Genomic DNA, 18,252 nt, shown 5'->3' with positions numbered 1-18,252 from the left:
TGGGACCAGGCCTGGCCATAGCGAGCCGTTCTATGGCTCTTCCTCAGGCTCCGGATCAAAGCGGTAACCCTTCGAGGGGACCGTGACAATCGGACAGGGCAGCCCGTGACTGGCGATCTTGCGCCGCAGCAGACGCACCTGGGCCGCCACCACATTGCTGATCGGATCCTCATCCAGCGACCAGAGCTGGGACCGCAGTCGCGCTCCGGGAATGATCTCCTGCGGATGCTCCATGAAAAAGGCCATGAGCTGGAGTTCCTTCGCGGACAGGTTGATCCTGGTGGTTTCCTCTCCCCGCTGAACGGTGAGGCAGCCCTGGGCCGGATCCAGCACATAGGGCCCGGAACTGAGCAGTGGCTCGCGGTAGTTGGGCTGGCGGCGTTGCAGCGCGCGGATCCTCGCCAGCAGTTCCTCCATCGCGAACGGCTTGCTCAGGTAGTCGTCGGCGCCGGCATCAAGGCCTTGCACCCGGTGGCTGGTGTCGGCCAGGGCAGTGAGCATCAGCACCGGCAGGGTCAGACCGGCCCCGCGCACCCGACGGCAGAGTTCAGGGCCTGAAAGACCCGGCAGCATCCAATCGACGATCAGCAGGTTGTAGGTGGCCAGCTCGCTGAGCAGCAGGCTCCAGGCCCCCAGACCCTCCGTCACGTGATCGACGACATGCTGCTCGGCCCTGAGCACCGTCTGGATCGCCCCGGCCAGCTCCGCTTCGTCCTCCACCAACAGGATGCGCAGGGGCATGGGCCTGGGCCAGAAGTCAGACATTGCGGCTGATCCTAGGTAGCGCAAGCGGTTTCACCTGTTTTTCATCCCCACTGCGGCATCCTCTGCGGGTCCTTGTCCTGCCCTCGCGGCAGCAGCAGCATGCGCGCCCTTCTTCTGGCCACCAGCCTCAGCCTCGGAACCATGACCCTCGGCAGCCTGGCCCTCGGCAGTCTCCAACCAGCCATGGCCCACGTGGGCCATGGCGATGAGTTTCAGCAGCAGGGGAATGTGCGCCAGGTGAAGGCCAGCGCCGAGATCGATTCCCTGCTGGGCATCACCACCGCCCCTGCCACCGAAGTCGGCGGTGTGATTTCGATTCCGGTCGCTGCGGTGGTGGATGCGGATGGCAAGCCCCTGGCGTTCGTGAAAAGCGGCACCACCTACGACCCGGTGTTCCTCCAGACCGGCGCCAGCAAGGGCGATCAGATCGAAATCACCGACGGCAGCATCTCGCCGGGAGACGACGTGGTGACCCAGGGGGCCCTCTCGCTCTACGCCGAATCCAAGAAGAGCCAAAGCGCCGTGGCCGCCAGTGAGGAAACCCCCGCCGCTGCTTCTGATGCCCCAGCCACCCCAGCCGTGGCCGCGCCCTCGGCCGCCGCAGGCCTCAACCCCCTGGTGATCGGGGCCGGTGCTGCGGTGGTGGTGGTGGGCGGTGTGGTCGTGGCCTCCCGCCTGGGGAAGAAGAACTGACACCCGAAGCCTGCGCTTTCTACCGCCACTCAACCCATTCCCATGTTTGAAAGCCTGCTCAACCAGACGCTGCGCACCTCGATCGCCAAACGCTGGCTGGTGGTTGTGGTCGCCATCCTGATCACGCTCTGGGGCCTTTCGATCCTCAGCCGCATGCCCCTGGATGTCTTTCCCCAGTTCGCCCCACCCCAGGTGGATGTGCAGACCACCGCCGATGGTCTGGCACCAGAAGAGGTGGAACAACGCATCACCGTGCCGATCGAATCGGCCGTCAACGGACTGCCGGGAGTGGAAACCGTGCGCTCCTCCTCGAAGGTGGGGCTTTCGATGGTGCAGGTGATCTTCGATCAGAACGCCGACATCAACCGGGCACGCCAATCGGTGGCGGAACGCCTGCAGCAGATCGAGGCGGAGCTGCCCGCCAATGCCAGCGCGCCGGCCATCTCCCCGCTCGTGTCGCCACTGGGCACGATCCTGCAGTACGCCTTCACCTTGAAGGGCGGCGGCCCGACCACGCCGATGGAGCTGCGCCGGATCGTTGCCACCACCTTCAACAACCAGATTCTGGCGGTGCCCGGTGTTTCCCAGGTGACCCTCTATGGCGGTGAAGAAGCCCAGCAGCAGATCCAGATCAATCCCCAGCAACTGCAGGCCCGCAATGTGTCGCTGCAGGCCGTGGCTGAGGCGGCTGCAGCGGCAAGCTCCAATGCACCCGGCGGTTTTTTGATCGCGGGCGGGCAGGAGAAACTGATCCGCGCCAGCGGCCAGGCAAGCAGCCCTGAGGAACTCGCCGATTCCGTTGTGACAGGCAGCAAAGGCCAATCGCTCAGGCTCGGGGATGTCGCCACCGTGCGGCTGGCCAGCGCCCTCAAGCGCGGCGACGGCAGCTTCAACGGCAAGCCGGCGGTGGTGCTGATGATCAACAAGCAGCCCGACATCGACACCCCCAGAGTCACACGTGAGGTGGAGGAGCGGATCGCCGCCCTCAGCAAGACCTTGCCGGGCGACATTCAAGTGAAGCGCACCTTCCGGCAGGCCAGTTTCATTGACACGGCGATCAAGAACGTCAGCAGCTCACTGCTAGAAGGCATCGCCATCGTCTCGGTGGTGATGCTGCTGTTCCTGATGAACTGGCGCACCGCCGTCATCACCCTCAGTGCCATCCCCCTGTCGTTGCTGATCGGCCTGATGCTGATGCGCGCCTTTGGGCTGGAGATCAACACCATGACCCTCGGCGGGCTGGTGGTAGCAATCGGCTCGGTGGTCGACGATTCCATTGTCGACATGGAGAACTGCTACAGCGGCCTGCGCCAGAACCAGGTGGCCGCCCAGCCCAAGAATCCCCTGCAGGTGGTGTACGAAACCTCGGTGGAGGTGCGCCAACCAGTGATTCTCTCCACCGTCATCATTGTGGTGGTGTTCGCGCCGATCTTCAGCCTCACAGGAGTGGAAGGGCGGATCTTCGCGCCGATGGGCCTGGCCTATCTGCTGTCGATCGCCGCCTCCACCCTGGTGGCACTCACCCTCTCGCCAGCGCTCTGCGGGATTCTGCTGGCGAACACACGGCTCCCCGCTGAGAGCACCTGGATCGCCACCTGGGCCGAGAGGGCTTACAGGCCAATGCTGGAGATGGCGCTGAACTCACCCAAGCGGGTGCTGGCCGTGGCCCTGGCCGTGGTGGTGCTGGCCTGCGCCATCCTGCCCAGCCTCGGGCGGGTGTTCCTGCCGGAGTTCCGCGAGAAGTCCCTGGTGAATTCGATGGTGCTTTATCCAGGCGTGTCGCTGGAGATGACCAACCGCGCCGGGCTGGCGTTGTCCAACACCCTCAAGGCCAATCCACTGTTTGAGTGGGTGCAGGTTCGTACCGGCCGGGCCCCGGGAGATGCCGATGGGGCAGGCGTCAACCTGGCCCATGTGGATGTGGAGTTGAGCGATGCGGCGATGAAGGATCGCCCTGCCGCCATCGCCGCACTCCGCCAAGCCTTTCTTCGCCTTCCAGGCGTGGCACCCAACATCGGTGGCTTCATCTCCCACCGCATGGATGAGGTTCTCTCGGGGGTGCGCAGCGCCATCGCGATCAAGATCTACGGGCCCGACCTGGCCGAACTGCGCAGGATCGGCGAGCAGGTGCGTGACGCCATCGAACCGATCCAGGGGGTGGTGGATCTGCAGCTCGAACCCCAGTTGCCCATCCAGCAGGTGCAGATCGCTTTCGATCGCAAGGCCGCCACCGCCAACGGACTGACGATGCAGCAACTCGCTGATGCGGTGGAGATCGCCCTCAACGGCAAGACGGTGGGCCAGGTGGTGAGCAACGGCACCGATCGCACCGATGTGGTGGTGATGCTGCCCGAGCAATCCCGTAACAGCCTCGATGCCCTGCGCGCCATTCCGATCTCAACCCCCGCCGGCACCATGCTGCCGCTGGGATCCCTGGCCCGGATTGACAACGGACTGGGCGCCAATGTGGTCAACCGGGAGGATGTGTCTCGCTTGATCGTGGTGTCCGCCAACGTCAGTGGCCGGCCACTGGGAACGGTCGTCGGCGACATCCAAAAGACGATCGACACCAAGATCAAGGTGCCCAGCGGCTACTTGATCCGCTACGGCGGGCAGTTCGAATCAGAGGAGCGGGCCACCGCCAACCTGGTGCTCTACAGCTTGCTGGCCACGATGGTGATTGCCGTGTTGATGTTCGTGTCCGTCAAATCTCTGCCGGCCACGATTGCCATCCTGATCAATCTGCCCCTGGCCCTTGTCGGTGGCCTGGTAGCGATCCTGCTCACCGGCGGTGTGCTTTCGGTGGCCTCCCTGATTGGATTCATCACCCTGTTCGGGGTGGCGGTCCGCAATGGCCTGCTGTTGGTGGACAACTACAGTCGCCGCCACGCCGAAGGGCTGGAGCTCAAGGAGGTGATCCGCGCCGGCAGCCTGCAGCGCCTCAACGCGATCCTGATGACCGCCCTCACCTCGGCCCTGGGCATGCTGCCGCTGGCCCTGGCCTTCGGGGCCGGCAACGAGATCCTCCAACCCCTGGCGATTGTGGTGCTCGGTGGTTTGCTCACCTCCACCAGCCTCACCCTGCTGGTGCTCCCCGCCCTCTATGCCAGTTTCGGACGCTGGTTGCTTCCCCGGCTCCGCAAGCCTGCGCGAGGCTTGAAGCCATTGGCGGCGATCCTGTGACGAGAGTGAGGGGTAACCCACAGCGGCAGGGGCTGATCGCTGGCCTGCTGGCCGCGGTGTTCTTCGGCCTCAGCGCTCCCTTGATCAGCGTCGTCAGCCAAGAAGGCTCGCCGCTGATGATCGCGGCGCTGCTCTACGCCGGAGCTGGCATCGCGCTGCTGATGGTGCGGGGGTTCCGTGGTCAGCAGCAGCAGGAGTCACCGGTGCAGCGCCGTGACCTTCCACCGCTGCTGGGGCTCACCGTTCTAGGGGGGATGGTTGGTCCGATCTGCCTGGTCCAGGGTCTCACCCTGCTTTCGGCGGGCTCCGCCTCGCTGCTGCTGAACCTGGAAGCGGTGTTCACGCTGCTGATCGCGGTGCTGATCGGCCGTGAGCACCTCGGCCGCAGGGGGCTGATCGCGGCCGTGTTGATCCTCTCCGGTGCCGTGCTGCTCACGGAGGGCTCTCTTCACGGAGCAACTCTGCAGGGCACCCTGCTGATCGCCGGCGCCTGCCTGGCCTGGGGGATCGACAACAACCTGAGCCAGCGCCTGAGCCTGCGCGACCCCCTCCAGATCGCGATGCTGAAGGCGATCGGGGCCTCAACTCCCATGCTGCTGCTGGCCCTGGCGGCCGGCCAATCCCTGCCGGCCTGGCCCGTTCTTCTCGGACTGCTGGTGATCGGCGCGATGGGCTACGGCCTCTCGATCTGGCTTGATCTGCTGGCCCTACGCCATCTGGGTGCGGCGCGCGAATCCGTGGTGTTTTCAACGGCTCCGTTCGTAGGCGTCCTGTTCTCCGTAATGGTGCTGCGCGAGGCATTCACTAGCGGCATGGGGACGGCCTCAGCCCTGATGCTGCTCGGCGTTGCCGTTCTGCTCAAGGAAGACCATGCCCATTGGCATCGCCATGACGCCTTCAGCCATGCGCATCGTCACAGGCACGACCCGACCTGCGGAGACCCCCACCACAGCCACGACCACCCTCGGAATGACCAGCTCTCAAGCGATCCACAGCAGGCCTATTGGCATGCCCATGAGCATCAGCACGCACCGATTGAGCACGAGCATGCTCACGTCAGTGATGTTCATCACCGCCATGGTCATCGCCAGGGAGGCTGAGACGCATCGCTACTGCTGATACTGAGATTGATTGAACCATCTCAAGTGAGATTTTTACACGGCTTTATCATGGATCTTCAGGCCAAGTGTTGACATGAACCTGTGGGCGGCTTCTGTCCTTGTGGCGAAGTTAAGAATCAGCGCCAGAAGTTAAGCAGGAACCTTCTGAGTGCTGCTGAGGAGGGCCGCCCCCTCCCCCGCTGGTGTCTCGCCCAGAGCCCTCGGCGAAAAAGGGAGCCGTGAGGCCCATGGGGCTGGTCCTTTTGGGACTCAGATCACCGAGACGGTGCAGCCCCGGGTGCCCTGCAGCTTGCGGGCGATCGCGAAGGTGGCATGGACCCGAAGGGTGCATCTTCCACTGGTTCAGCAGTCGCCGGCTGTCTCCAGTTGCAGGGTGCTCTTCCGGATGCCCATCTCTGCCAGACGGCGGCGCGCCTGCTCAAGGAACTCGCCGGCGTCTGTGAACGTTGCCGCTCGACACAGAATGTGAGCGGTCAGCGCGGTCCGTGAGGTGCTCACCCCCCACACGTGTAACTCCTCCACCTCAACCACACCCGGGAGGTCAAGCAGGGCCTGGCGGATCCGATCAACATCGATGTGCCGTGGAGCGGCATCCAGATTGACGGCGATGGCCTCGGCCAGCAGGCCCTTGGCGCTCCAGATCACGGCCGCCCCCACACCAATGGCGGTGACTGCATCGAGCCAGAGCCAGCCGGTAACACCCACCAGCACGGCACTGACCAGCACCGCCACCGACACGGCGGCATCGGTGAGCAGATGCAGCACAGCGGCCCGCTGGTTGAGGTCGTGGTGGTGGTCCTGCCCGAACAGGCGAGCTGAGATGAGGTTGACCGCGATGCCGGCGGCGGCAGCCCAGGCGACCGGGCCAGCTACGAGGGGCACAGGATGCACCAGCCGTTGAATGGCTTCCACCACCACCACAACACCGGCAGAGAAAAGAAGAAGTCCATTCACCAGGGAAGCCATATGGGAACTGCGCCCATAGCCATAGGTGAAGCGGCCGGAGGCGGGCCTTTGGCTGAGACGCTCAGCCCCCCAGCCAAGGAACAGGCCCACCACGTCCCCCAGGTTGTGGAGGGCATCGCCGATCAGCGCCACTGAGCCAAAGCCAAAGCCGATCACCAACTGCAGGGCTGTGAGGCCGCTGTTGAGCACGATGCTCCAGCGAAATGCCCCGGGGGCACTGCTGCGGTGACCATGATCGTCGTGGTGATCGTGATCGTGATCGTGAATGTGCACATGGTCGTGCCCGCTTTGGTTGCGGTGTCGATTACTCACGTTTATTCCTCTTGCTGGGCCGCCAGGTAGGCGGCGATCATGTCCTCCATCCCTTGCTGGGTGCGGCCATGGGGCCTCAGGCCCTTGGCGGCCCAGACCCGGTCCAGTTCCATCCGCAGAGCTTCTGGAATCCAGCAGGAGAGCATCACCTTCCCTGTCCGGCTGGAGGAGCAGCGACCTCGCTCTGGGGTCATCGCCTTAGTGTGTGAATGTGCACAATAGCCTTGATGAAGACAGCTTCCTCCTTGCCCATGGCCCAGGCTCCCCTTGGTCCCACCAAGGCTTCGGCGGAGGCCTCTCACGATTGGGATCTGACCTACGTCTGGTCCCATGAAGGCCAGACCATCCGCGTCGCCTACGGGATCTCTGGCGGCGATGGCCCTGCTTGGTTGCTACTACCCGCGCTGAGCACCATCTCCAGCCGCCAGGAGTGGCAGCCGTTCATCGAGGCGATCTGTGGCCGCTCTGGCGATGCCGACTCGTTACCCCGCCTGATCAGCGTGGACTGGCCGGGCTTCGGGGGGAGCGAGCGGCGGCGCCTTGCCTACGACGCTGATTTGCTGGCTGCCTTCCTTGTGGACTTCCGCCGCGACTGTTGCCCGGTGGATTGTGGTCTGCTGGCCGCTGGCCATGGAGCCGGCATCGCCCTACTGGCTGCCACACGCGGTCTGCAGACAAGGGAATGGGTCGTAGTTGCCCCCACCTGGCGCGGGCCGTTCCCCACCATGGCGGGGCGGCGGAGTCGGGCCTTCAACGCCATCCGTTTCCTGGTGGAAATACCCCTGATTGGTTCGCTGCTCTACCGCCTAAACACTTCTGCAGGAGTGCTGGGCTGGATGAGCCGGCGTCATGTGGATGTGGCCGGTCCGGGCCTGACGCAAGCTGGGTTGGAGGCACGGCAACGGATTGCCCGCCAGCCCGGTGCGCGCTTTGCCAGCACCGCCTTTGTGACCGGGGGGCTGGATCCGTTTGATCGCCCCGATGGCTGGCTGGCAGCGGTCTCCACCCTGCAGCAACCCCTCACCGTGGTGATCGCTGATCAATCGCCACCGAAATCCCTGGCGGCGATGACAGCCCTGTCAGCGGTAGCCAGCCGGGTCCTCCATCTCCCCGGCCGGTTGGGATCCCATGAGGAATTTGGCCCAGACCTCGCCAAACTGCTCGAGTATTGAGCCATCGGACTTGGCTTGGATCTTCTGTCCCCTTTCAGGACTGATCAAGCGATGGAGCAGCTGATCGCTCAGCAACGCAAAGGCCAGCTGGCAGCCATCACTACCGCCGTCCTCTTCGGCTGCAGCGCCCCCCTAATCAGCACCCTCGCCGTGGAGGGTTCAGCCCTGAGCATCGCGGCGCTCCTGTACGCGGAAGCCACCCTCGGGCTTCTTGCTGTCCGCCATCTGCGGCATGGGCCCTCGCAGAGGCTGCAGTCAACAGTTCAGACGCCCCGCAGCACCGTGGTGAGCAACGAAAGGTTGATCATCACAATCACACTGGCGCACAGCCAGCCTGCTGCCTGAAGCCAGAGCGGCGCTCTGAGCTCGCCCATCAGACCGCGCCGCCCGCAGAACCACACCAGCGGGATCACCGCGAAGGGCAACTGCAGCGACAGCACCACCTGGCTCAGCACCAGCAGATTCGTGGTGGCCCGTTCCCCGAACAGGATCACCGTGGCCATCGCCGGGATCAGGGCGATGCCGCGGGTGAGCAGCCGCCGTTTCCAGTCCGGCAGCCGGATCTGCATGAACCCCTCCATCACGATCTGGCCGGCCATGGTGGCGGTGAGGGTGGAGCTCTGGCCCGCCGCCAGCAGGGCCACGCCGAACAGCACGCTGGCGAGCGAGGTGCCCAGCATCGGCGTCAGCAGCCGGTAGGCCTCGCTCAGGTCCGTCACCGGCTGCGGCAGTCGTCCGTAGAAGCTGCCGGCGGCCAGCACCAGGATCGAGACATTGATCAGAAAGGCCAGGCTGAGGGCGATCAGGGTGTCCCAGGTGCTGAAGGCCAGCGCCCTGCGCTGCGTCCCGCGGCCGCCGGCCCAGAGGCGGGTCTGCACCAGTGAGGAATGCAGATAGAGGTTGTGGGGCATCACCGTGGCCCCGAGAATGCCGGCGGCCAGAAACAACTGCTGGCCGTCCCTGAGGCTGGCGGCCTGCGGAAGAAAGCCCAGGCCCACCTGGCTCCAATTGGGCTGCAGCAAGAACATCTCTACCGCGAAACAACCGCCCACAAGGGCCACAAGGGCAATCACCAGGGCCTCCAGTCGGCGGATCCCGAAGCGCTGCAGGGCCAGCAGCAACAGGGTGTCGGCGGCCGTGAGGCCCACCCCCCAGGGCAAAGGAAGACCGAAAAGCAGTTGCAGGGCAATGGCGCTGCCCACCAGCTCGGCCAGGTCACAGGCAATGATCGCCACCTCGGCCAGCAGCCAGAGGGGAATCCGGCAGAACCGCGGCAGGAGCTGGCTGCAGGCCTGGGCCAGATCCAACCGCGTCGCGATGCCCAGCCGGCAGCAGAGCGACTGGAGCACCATCGCCATCAGGCTGGAGAGCCCGATCACCCACAGCAGGCGATAGCCGAACTGGGACCCGGCCGCCAGATCGGTGGCCCAGTTGCCCGGATCCATGTAGCCGACGGCCACCAGGTACCCGGGTCCGAGCACCCGTAGGAACGTGCGCAGCGTGCCCAGGCCGGCAGGCACCTCCACGGCCTGCGTGTCGATGCGGGCGGCGGTGCCGAGCGGTGCATCAGGCATGAAGCGATGCCAGCGGAGCTGGAGGTTAGGGCGAGGGTGGCGTTGGTCCCTTATCGGGGAATGGCTGGCCTGGCAGGGTGATTGCCTGCTCAGAAGTCGCGAGGACCCGTGTAGCCACTGAGATCGGCGAGGGTGTTCAGCGGCTTGACGCCCGAATCCATAACGCCCTTGATCTGCCAGCTGGGATAGCCCTGAACCCCCTGCTGCTTGCACAGCTGCGCCTGGGTGTTGGCACCGTCTTCGGCACATTCGATCACCTGGAGCTTGGCGGCAGCCTCCTTGCCGAAGGCCTCCTTCTGGTCATGGCAGTGGGGGCACCAGTACGCCGTGAACACCCGGGCACCGACGCTGCTCAGATGCTCCGCCAGGGCAATCTTGGCCGGCGAACTGGCGCTGACCACAGCTGGGGCCGCGCGCCCGCTTGCAGCGACAGGCTGGTCCGCCGAGGCCGCCCAGCCCAGCCCCATCAGACCGACAAGGAGGGCTGTCATCACTCCGCGAAAGATCAGCTGGCCAAGGTCGATCCAGCGACCTCCAACAAGGCTCAACAGGAACAGCGCGAGGCTGAGGGCGGCTGACACCACACAGAAGGTGCAGAAGGCCTTGATCTCGAAGACCAGGAGCCCCATCAGCACCAGGCTGAAGACGGCCATGCCGCAGCTGACGAGGAACAGAGCCCACCAGTTCACCTCCGAGGCAGGGGCCCGCCGACCCCCTCGCAGCAACGGCATCAGGGCCAGTAGGAGCACCGTGCCGTAGGCCAGGAATCCAAACAGAGATAGTGGCTGGCCCAGCAGCGTGCCCCAGGCGCTGCCGAGCACCTTGTCGCAGCCATCGCTACCGCCCGGACAGGACAGGCTGCCGATCCAACCCCAACGCTTGGCGGTGATCGAGCCGGTATCGATCATGCCGATCGTGGCGAGCGCGGCCATGGTGAGGCGCACCCAGGGCCGGCCTGGCTCCTGGGCGGCCCGACGACTGGACAGGAGCTTGGATGGTGTAGCGCTGCTCACAGACTGAGAGAAGGGTGGAGATGCTGCCATTGAAAAGCCTGAAGTGGCTTCAGGGTCAAGGGCCTAGCGTTGCGCCAGGGAGGCTTGTCCGCCCGAGTTGCCAACCCAGGGGGATGAGTCCATGCAGATCGGCGAGCTGGCACGGACCACCGGGGTCAAGATCGAAACCATCCGCTATTACGAACGCGAGCAGTTGTTGCCGGTGCCGCAGCGCACGGATGGCAACTATCGCCTCTATTCGCCGCGGCATGTGGAGCAGTTGCGTTTCATCCGCTACTGCCGCAGCCTTGACATGAGCCTGGAGGAGGTGCGCCTCCTGATCGGGGTGCTCGACACACCGTCCGGAAGCTGTCAGACGGTGAATGCCCTGCTGGACGAGAAGATCGTCGAGGTCGATGCCCGCGTGAATGAGTTGCATAAACTCCAGGATCAGCTACGGCAGCTCAGAGGGCATTGTCAGCAACCGGATGAGGTGAAGACCTGTGGCATCCTCATGGAGTTGAACCGTTCGGCTGGAATCGATAAGGCTCAGATCTGATCGTTTCCGACCAGGCTCAGTCCTTGATCTTGCCAAGCGTGGGAGTGCGAAGCAGCCGCAGACCATTGGCGATCACGATCAGGCTGGTGCCCATGTCCGCGAAGACCGCCATCCACATCGTGGCATTTCCGGCCACGGTGAGCACAAGGAAAAGGGCCTTGATTCCCAGTGCCAGCGCGATGTTCTGGCGCAGGATTCGGAAGGTGCGGCGGGAGAGGGCGATCGTTTCCGGTACGCGCATCAGATCGTCGTTCATGATCACCACATCGGCCGCTTCGATGGCGATGTGGGTGCCCGCGGCCCCCATCGCGAAACCGATGTCCGCCTGGGCCAGGGCCGGGGCATCGTTGATGCCATCGCCGGCCATGGCCGCGAATCCATAGCGGGCCTGCAGATCGGCCACCGCCTCGAGCTTGTCCTGCGGCAGCAGGTTGCTTTTCACCTGCTCGATGCCGGCCACGGCCGCGATCGCACTGGCTGTGGCTGCGTTGTCACCCGTGAGCATCACCGGGGTGACGCCGAGGGCCCGCAGGGCGGCCATGGCCGCCGCCGAGCTGGGCCGAACGGTGTCGGCGACGGCGATCAGGGCGAGCACGCCGCTGTCATCCGCCAGCAGGCTGAGGGAGCGGCCTTGGCGCTCGTGGACCTGCATCGATGCTTCCAGTGCGCTGGAGCAGAGTCCCAGCTCCTCGATCCAGCGGTGGTTGGCCAGCATCAGCGGCCGCCCCGCGATCACGCCGCGCACCCCCCTTCCGGGGAGGGCCTCGAAGGCCTCCACGGCCAGCCGCTCGCCATCAAGGCCTGACGCCATGGCCCGCGACACCGGATGGTCGGAGCGCTCCGCCAGGCTGCTGGCCCACTGTTTGAGAACGCCAGCGGCTGCTCCTTCTTGCCGTAGAGAGAAGGCCACCAGCTTGGGTTGGCCCAGGGTGATCGTGCCGGTCTTGTCGAGCGCCAGCACCTTGATCTTGCGGGCCTCCTCGATGTAAAGCCCGCCCTTGATGATGATGCCGCGGCGGGCGGCGGTGGCCAGGCCGCTCACCACCGTGACCGGGGTGGCGATCACCAGCGCACAAGGACAGGCGATCACCAGCAGCACCAGGGCCTTATAGATCGCCTGGAGTGGGGTGAACCCCAGCAAGGGCGGCGCCAGCAGGGCAACGGCCAGGGCCACCACGAACACTGCCGGGGTGTAGCGGGCCGCGAAGCGATCGACGAAGCGCTGGATCGGAGCACGGGAGGCCTGGGCTTCCTCCACGGCCTGGATGATGCGCGCCAGGGTGCTGAGCGAGGCAGGCGCCGTCACCTGGATTTCCAGGGCGCCGCCCTGGTTGATCGTGCCCGCAAACACCTCATCACCTGGGCCTTTGTCGACCGGCAGGCTTTCGCCGGTGATCGGGGCCTGGTTGATCGCACTCTCGCCGGAAAGCACCGTGCCATCAAGCGGCAGGCGCTCGCCCGGGCGGACACGCACCACATCTCCGATGGCCACAGCGCTGGCGGCCACGCGTTGCCAGCGGCCATCGCTCTGGCGGATCTCCGCCTCGTCGGGGGCCAGGGCCATCAGGCTGGTGATCGCCTGGCGGGCCCGCTCCACCGCCCGCGCTTCAATCGCCTCTGCCACGGCATAGAGCGCCATCACCATGGCGGCCTCCGGGAAGCGGCCGATCAGGAAGGCGCCCGTGACCGCCACGCTCATCAGCGCATTGATGTTGAGCCGGCCCTGGCGCAGGGCGGCCAGGCCCTTGCGAAACACGGAGAAGCCCGCCAGAGCGATCGCGGTGATGGCGATCCCGATCTCCACCAGCTCATGGCCCGGGTAGGCGGGAACGACCAGATGCAGCAGCTCTGCCGTGAGCGCCAGTGCCAGGGAGCCCGCCAGGCGGAGCCGTTCAAGGCGCCGTTCGGCGCGGGTCTGGGCGGCAGAAGGCCGGTGATCGGAGCTGATCGGCTCCGGGTTGAATCCCAGCCGGCGGATTGCGGCAAGGGCGGAGTTGAGCCCTGCGGCTTCGGCATCGATCGCCAGAACGCGCTCGGCCAGCAGGAACCTCAGGCCGCGGATGCCGTCGACACCTGCGAGGGCATGGCGGATCTCGGTTTCTTCGGTGGCGCAATCCATGGCGCTGATCCGAAACAACGCTTCTCTGGCGCTTGCCGGCTCCGGCTGCGGCTCCGTGGTGGCTCCGGCCTTCTGTTCACTGGTTCCGCTGCTGCAGCAATGTTCAGCCATGGTCTCGTCATCCAGACACCAGCAAACAGCCTGTAGTCACTTCAGGGTCAAGGGTCTGGGCGGCACCGTGTGGCCGCTGGCTGTTGATCAACGCAGATAGGGACACTCCCGATCCCGCAACTCCTGAGCAAGCCCATCGGCTTGCCGGGCCAGCTTGGCTCCAGCCGCCGTGTAGAACCTGAACTGCTGGCGGTTGACGTAGAGAACCCGCCGGCTGCGCAGCAGCTGTGCTTCCGCCTTGTGGCGGCACTCGATCAGGGCCCGGTAGTCGATGGTCGGCTCGTTGCGGTCGTTGGCATTGGCCCCATCGGCCTGCTGGCTGAGGACCGGGCAGATCCGTTCACGGATGGTGCGGACCAGGGCGATTTCGGCCTTCATGGCCTGCTCGGCCAGGGCATTGCGTTGCTCCAGCAGGTTCCGGCACGCCTCCATATCCGCCGCCGTCGCCGGAGCCGCCAGCCACCAAAAGGCCAGCGACAGGGTCAGGACGTGGCGCATGAACGGATCAACGTGATCGAGCTTGTGGCAGTGAGAGAGAGTGCGACTTGCGAAATCGAGAAAGCTCACCCGAAGGCGCACCTTCTCCCCCGAGCGCACCAGCACTGTGTCTTTTCAGCGGCGCTGGGATTGGTCGCGGCCATCACGGGCATCCATCCGATCGGGATCGAAGGGCTGGAAATTGATCACGCCCCCCAGCCCCAAGCCCATCACGATGGCATGGGGCTGGGAGAAGCTGGGCATGTCCTCCGGTTGCGGCAGAAGGTTTTTGGGAGACCTCAGGGGAAATGACGCGAGAAAACACTGGTGCGCCCGGTGGAGGAGAAGGCCAGAACGCTGTAAGACTCTGTTGCCTTGGCCGATTCCATACCAGGAGAACCCAACACCATTCCCGGTACGGCAAGGCCCAACACCGGCGGGCGACTCCGAAGCAACCTCTTGACATCGGCGGCCGGAACGTGGCCCTCGAGGACATATCCAGCGACCTGGGCGGAATGGCAGGACGCCAGCTGACTGGGGACTCCCAGTCGACGTTTGACACTGTCGGAATCGGCGATGACGACATCTCGCACCTGGAAGCCGTTGTCGCGCATGTGCTGGATCCATCCCTTGCAGCACCCACAACTGGCTGAGCGATACGAGGTGATGGGCACCGGAGCGGTGGCCGCCGCCACTGGCAGGGGTGAGCCGACTCCTGTGGTGACAGCTGTGAGCGCGCTGATGCCGGCGAGCAAGCCAAGGAGAGGCGAAGACCGAAACAAGTGATCGGTGTTCATGGAATGACGATGAGGCTTGCCATTACCTTAAGGTCTCCAGTCAGGAGGAGAGTCAAGCCCTGGAGGGCTGGCATCGGCCGGCGCAGATTTGCTGTGGCCCTGGTCCTTGACTCTCCCGCCAAGGGGAGACCATACGGTGAGCTGCTGTGACCCTGCCGCCATGCGCCCGTCCCACTTCACCGCCACCTTGATCGGGCTCGCCTCTGCCCTCAGCGTGGCGGCTCCTGCCCTGGCCCAGATGCCCGGTGGCATGAATCATGAAGGGCACCAGGGCATGCCGGGGATGATGGACATGCCTGGGGTGTCTGCCCCTGCCGGATCCTCGCCGGCCCATGCCGGCCACGCCCATGACGTGGGTCCCGCCGGTGCCACCTACGACCTGCGCTTCATCGATGGGATGGTGCAGCACCACACCGGCGCGCTGCGGATGAGTGAATTCGTCTTCGGCATCGGTGCACCTGGCGTGGGAGCCCTCGGCAAGACGATCTGGCGCGATCAGGCGGGCGAGATCCGGGCCATGGGGCTCTGGCGCAAGGCCTGGTATCCCCAGGCGCCCGTGTATCCCGTGGCCCTAGCCAGCGGCGGCGATCCCGACAGCCTCGCCGGCCTCACCCGCATGAGCCAGGCCCAGATCGATGGCATGCGGATGATGGGTGAGATACCCACCAAGGACAACCGGGTGGTCTGGTTCCTGGAGGGGATGCTCGAGCACCACGGCGGGGCGCTGATCATGGCCCACGACGCCCTGGCCAAGAGCACCAACAGCACGATTCGGCGCTTTGCTCGCGGCGTGATCGTGGCCCAGCGGGCCGAGATCATCGAATTGCGCAGGATGCTGGCGGTGGAAGGATTACGCAAGAGCGAATATCACAACTACGACGCCCTGTTTGCGCTCTGATTGTTGGCGCTCTCCTCCACCACCTCCAGCACGCCGCGCACCATGTTCATGCCGCAGTGGAAGGGATAAACACCGGCTTCGGTGGGCGGCAACTCCAGGCTGGTGGTGGCCTCAAGGGGTAGATCGAGGGTTTTGTGGAAATCGGGGAAGATCACCTGGGCCACGCAGCCGCTCGGATCGATGCGGTGAAACGACAGCCTCAGTGGCCTCCCTGCCTTCACCTGGATTCTCGAGGGCGCATAGCCCCCATCGACAGTGATGGTGATCTCCTGCACGCCCGCCTCGCTCTCGCCGGCCGCCACGCCACCGCCATGGCGGCCGAGGAACCACCACAGTCCCCAGGCGATGAGAAGCAAGCCAACCATGGCCACCAGCCCTTTGAGGGCCATGGGTTGATCGATGGTGCGCCAGAGGGGCGCTGCGGCAGCAAGGATCTGCATCAGGTGCTTGGAAGTGGTAGGCGCGCGGGGCGGAAGTTCCGCAGCCTCAGGGCATTGCTCACCACCGACACGGAGCTGAAGGCCATGGCGGCGCCGGCGATCATCGGGCTCAGCAGCCAGCCGGTGAGCGGAAACAGCAAGCCCGCCGCGAGTGGGATGCCGGCCACGTTGTAAGCGAAGGCGAAGAACAGGTTCTGGCGGATGTTGGCCATGGCGGCCCGGCTGAGTTCGATCGCCGCCGGCACGCCGGCCAGGTTGCCGGAGATCAGGGTGATGTCGCTGGCGGCGATCGCCACATCGGTGCCGGTGCCCATGGCGATGCCCACATCCGCCTGGGCCAGGGCGGGGGCGTCGTTGATGCCGTCGCCCACCATCGCCACCGGGCCCTCGCCCTGTTCCTTCAGCTTGCGAATCACCGAGGACTTGTCGGCGGGACGCACCTCAGCAATCACCCGCTCGATCCCCACCTGGGCGGCCACCACCTCGGCGGTGCGTCGGGCGTCGCCGCTGAGCATCACCACCTGCAGACCCAGATGCCGCAGGGCGGCCACGGCGGCTTCTGAACTGGTTTTGAGGGGATCAGCCACACCGAAGCAGGCCTCGATCCGCCCGTCCACCAACACGGCCGCCACACTGCAGGCGGCGGCCTCGAGACGCTCCACCAGGGGCTTGAGGGCGGCCGTGTCGATGCCGAGCTCCTCGAACCAGCGGGGGGTACCGACCCGCACCTGCCGGCCGGCGACCACCCCCTGCACGCCGCGGCCGGCCACGGCCTCGAAGTCCACCACCGCCGGGAGTTCACGGTCCTTCAACTGGCTGCGGGCGTAGGTCGTGATCGCTTCGGCCAGGGGATGCTCCGAGCGGGATTCCAGCGCGGCTGTGAGGGCCAGCAGGGTATCGGCCGGCAATGCTCCACCTTTCAGCCGTTCGAAATCGGTCACCTCCGGCTGGCCGCGGGTGAGGGTGCCGGTCTTGTCGAGCACGATGGTGCGCAGCTTGCCGGCCGTCTCCAGGGCCTCGGCGCTGCGGAAGATCAGCCCATTCTCGGCCCCCTTGCCGGAGGCCACCATGATTGAGGTAGGGGTGGCGAGGCCCAACGCGCAGGGGCAGGCGATCACCAGCACGCTCACCAGAAACAGCATCGCCAGCACGGGATTGCCGCTGACGAGGAACCAGACCACGAAGGCCGTAATCGCCAGGGCAATCACCACCGGCACGAACCAGCCCACCACCTGATCGGCCAGGCGCTGCACCTGGGTGCGGGAGCTCTGGGCCTGGCGCACCAGCTCCACGATCTGGGCGAGCACGGTGTTGCCCCCCACCCGGCTGACGCGGAACGTGAAGCTGCCGCTGCGGTTCATCGAGGCGCCGATCACGGCATCACCGGCGGCTTTGGCGACAGGCGTGGGTTCACCGGTGAGCATCGATTCCTCCACCCAGGAGCTGCCTTCGCTCACCTCCCCATCCACCGGGATCTTTTCGCCGGGACGCACCTGCACCAGGTCCCCCACCACCACCGTCGACACCGGAACTTCAACCGGTTGTCCCTCCCGCAGCACCCGGGCGGTAGGGGGCTGCAGCTGCAGCAGCCGCCGGATCGCTTCTGAGGTCTGCCCGCGGGCCCGGGCCTCCAGCAGGCGGCCCAGCAGCACCAGGGTGAGGATCACCGCGGCGGTTTCGAAGTAGACGTCGGTCGGCAGGCCTTCAGCGATCAGCACCTGCGGGAACAGGGTGGTGAACAGCGAGGTGAGGTAGGCGATGCCTGTGCCTGCCGCCACCAGGGTGTTCATGTCGGCGGAGTGCTGGCGGAAGGCCGAGACGGCCCCGGTGAAAAAATCACGCCCGCACCAGAACAGCACCGGAGTGGTGAGGATCAGCTGGGTCCAGGGGCTCGTGAACCAGAGCGGCAGGAAGGAATGATGCCCAGTGCCGAGCATGTGGGGCAGGCTGGAAACCACCACCAGGACGGTGAGCACGGCCGCCACGCTGACCTTGCGGCGCAACAGGGTGCGCTCCCGGGCCAACTCCCGCTCCATGCCGTCCGCCGATGCGGCTGGGCCCTCGGCATGACAA

At 65.5% G+C, this 18,252-nt stretch carries 16 protein-coding genes; 6 read left to right on the top strand and 10 right to left on the bottom strand.

Annotation, left to right across the window (positions count from 1 at the left end; all coding sequences use genetic code 11):
• Positions 1-30 precede the first annotated feature (30 nt).
• Positions 31-741 (bottom strand): two-component system response regulator RppA, encoded by a 711-nt coding sequence (gene rppA / locus KUG39_RS16590; RefSeq protein ID WP_216914323.1) that lies wholly within the window; start codon positions 739-741, stop codon positions 31-33.
• Positions 742-864: 123 nt separating this feature from the next.
• Between rppA and KUG39_RS16585 the strand changes: the two genes are divergently transcribed.
• Genes KUG39_RS16585 through KUG39_RS16575 form a run of 3 tightly spaced genes read left to right on the top strand, consistent with a single transcriptional unit; the run spans position 865 to position 5,741 of the window.
• On the top strand, positions 865-1,458 hold the full coding sequence (locus tag KUG39_RS16585; RefSeq protein WP_216914325.1) for an efflux RND transporter periplasmic adaptor subunit: 594 nt from the start codon (positions 865-867) through the stop codon (positions 1,456-1,458).
• A 42-nt stretch (positions 1,459-1,500) separates the two neighbouring features.
• The gene (locus KUG39_RS16580; RefSeq protein ID WP_216914327.1) at positions 1,501-4,641 is read left to right on the top strand and encodes an efflux RND transporter permease subunit; all 3,141 of its coding nucleotides are present in this window, start codon (positions 1,501-1,503) and stop codon (positions 4,639-4,641) included.
• On the top strand, positions 4,638-5,741 hold the full coding sequence (locus KUG39_RS16575) for a DMT family transporter (RefSeq protein WP_353617646.1): 1,104 nt from the start codon (positions 4,638-4,640) through the stop codon (positions 5,739-5,741). Before KUG39_RS16580 ends, KUG39_RS16575 begins: the two co-directional genes overlap by 4 nt.
• A gap of 363 nt (positions 5,742-6,104) precedes the next feature.
• Here KUG39_RS16575 and KUG39_RS16570 read toward each other — a convergent pair whose 3' ends face one another.
• Entirely contained in the window at positions 6,105-7,040 is a 936-nt protein-coding gene (locus KUG39_RS16570) for a cation diffusion facilitator family transporter (protein ID WP_353617358.1), read from the bottom strand.
• 251 nt (positions 7,041-7,291) lie between these two features.
• Here KUG39_RS16570 and KUG39_RS16560 point away from each other — a divergent pair, with 251 nt between their 5' ends.
• Complete coding sequence (locus KUG39_RS16560) at positions 7,292-8,212, top strand: alpha/beta fold hydrolase (protein ID WP_216914331.1); 921 nt, start codon at positions 7,292-7,294, stop codon at positions 8,210-8,212.
• A gap of 263 nt (positions 8,213-8,475) precedes the next feature.
• On the opposite strand, the gene KUG39_RS16555 is transcribed toward KUG39_RS16560, so the two are convergent.
• Positions 8,476-9,786 carry an Nramp family divalent metal transporter gene (locus KUG39_RS16555; RefSeq protein WP_216914333.1) on the bottom strand — a complete coding sequence of 437 codons (1,311 nt, stop codon included), beginning with the start codon at positions 9,784-9,786 and terminating at the stop codon, positions 8,476-8,478.
• Positions 9,787-9,875: 89 nt separating this feature from the next.
• Positions 9,876-10,718, bottom strand: a complete 843-nt coding sequence (locus KUG39_RS16550; RefSeq protein ID WP_502988658.1) for a vitamin K epoxide reductase family protein — start codon at positions 10,716-10,718, stop codon at positions 9,876-9,878.
• A gap of 202 nt (positions 10,719-10,920) precedes the next feature.
• On the opposite strand from KUG39_RS16550, the gene cadR reads away from it, so the two are divergent.
• Positions 10,921-11,337 (top strand): Cd(II)/Pb(II)-responsive transcriptional regulator, encoded by a 417-nt coding sequence (gene cadR / locus KUG39_RS16545; RefSeq protein ID WP_216914337.1) that lies wholly within the window; start codon positions 10,921-10,923, stop codon positions 11,335-11,337.
• A 16-nt stretch (positions 11,338-11,353) separates the two neighbouring features.
• Here cadR and KUG39_RS16540 read toward each other — a convergent pair whose 3' ends face one another.
• From KUG39_RS16540 to KUG39_RS16530, 4 genes are all read right to left on the bottom strand, one after another.
• Entirely contained in the window at positions 11,354-13,456 is a 2,103-nt protein-coding gene (locus tag KUG39_RS16540; RefSeq protein WP_216914339.1) for a heavy metal translocating P-type ATPase, read from the bottom strand.
• 198 nt (positions 13,457-13,654) lie between these two features.
• A complete protein-coding gene (locus KUG39_RS16535; RefSeq protein WP_216918379.1) occupies positions 13,655-14,134 on the bottom strand; it encodes a hypothetical protein in 480 nt (159 codons plus the stop codon).
• A 45-nt stretch (positions 14,135-14,179) separates the two neighbouring features.
• The gene (locus KUG39_RS17430) at positions 14,180-14,308 is read right to left on the bottom strand and encodes a hypothetical protein (protein WP_286193042.1); all 129 of its coding nucleotides are present in this window, start codon (positions 14,306-14,308) and stop codon (positions 14,180-14,182) included.
• Between the two features lie 35 nt (positions 14,309-14,343).
• Positions 14,344-14,841, bottom strand: a complete 498-nt coding sequence (locus tag KUG39_RS16530) for a DUF411 domain-containing protein (RefSeq protein ID WP_286193043.1) — start codon at positions 14,839-14,841, stop codon at positions 14,344-14,346.
• Positions 14,842-15,001: 160 nt separating this feature from the next.
• Here KUG39_RS16530 and KUG39_RS16525 point away from each other — a divergent pair, with 160 nt between their 5' ends.
• The gene (locus KUG39_RS16525) at positions 15,002-15,739 is read left to right on the top strand and encodes a DUF305 domain-containing protein (protein ID WP_216914344.1); all 738 of its coding nucleotides are present in this window, start codon (positions 15,002-15,004) and stop codon (positions 15,737-15,739) included.
• Here KUG39_RS16525 and KUG39_RS16520 read toward each other — a convergent pair.
• Entirely contained in the window at positions 15,715-16,179 is a 465-nt protein-coding gene (locus KUG39_RS16520; protein ID WP_216914346.1) for a cupredoxin domain-containing protein, read from the bottom strand. The genes KUG39_RS16525 and KUG39_RS16520 overlap by 25 nt on opposite strands.
• Positions 16,179-18,215 carry a copper-translocating P-type ATPase gene (locus KUG39_RS16515; protein WP_286193044.1) on the bottom strand — a complete coding sequence of 679 codons (2,037 nt, stop codon included), beginning with the start codon at positions 18,213-18,215 and terminating at the stop codon, positions 16,179-16,181. The genes KUG39_RS16520 and KUG39_RS16515 overlap by 1 nt, the downstream gene beginning before the upstream one ends.
• Positions 18,216-18,252: the final 37 nt, after the last annotated feature.

Source organism: Synechococcus sp. CCAP 1479/10 (assembly GCF_019038515.1).
In the GTDB taxonomy this organism is placed as follows: domain Bacteria; phylum Cyanobacteriota; class Cyanobacteriia; order PCC-6307; family Cyanobiaceae; genus Cyanobium.
Note: the sequence above shows the minus strand (reverse complement) of the source record. Positions and strands in the feature narration are given on the sequence as shown.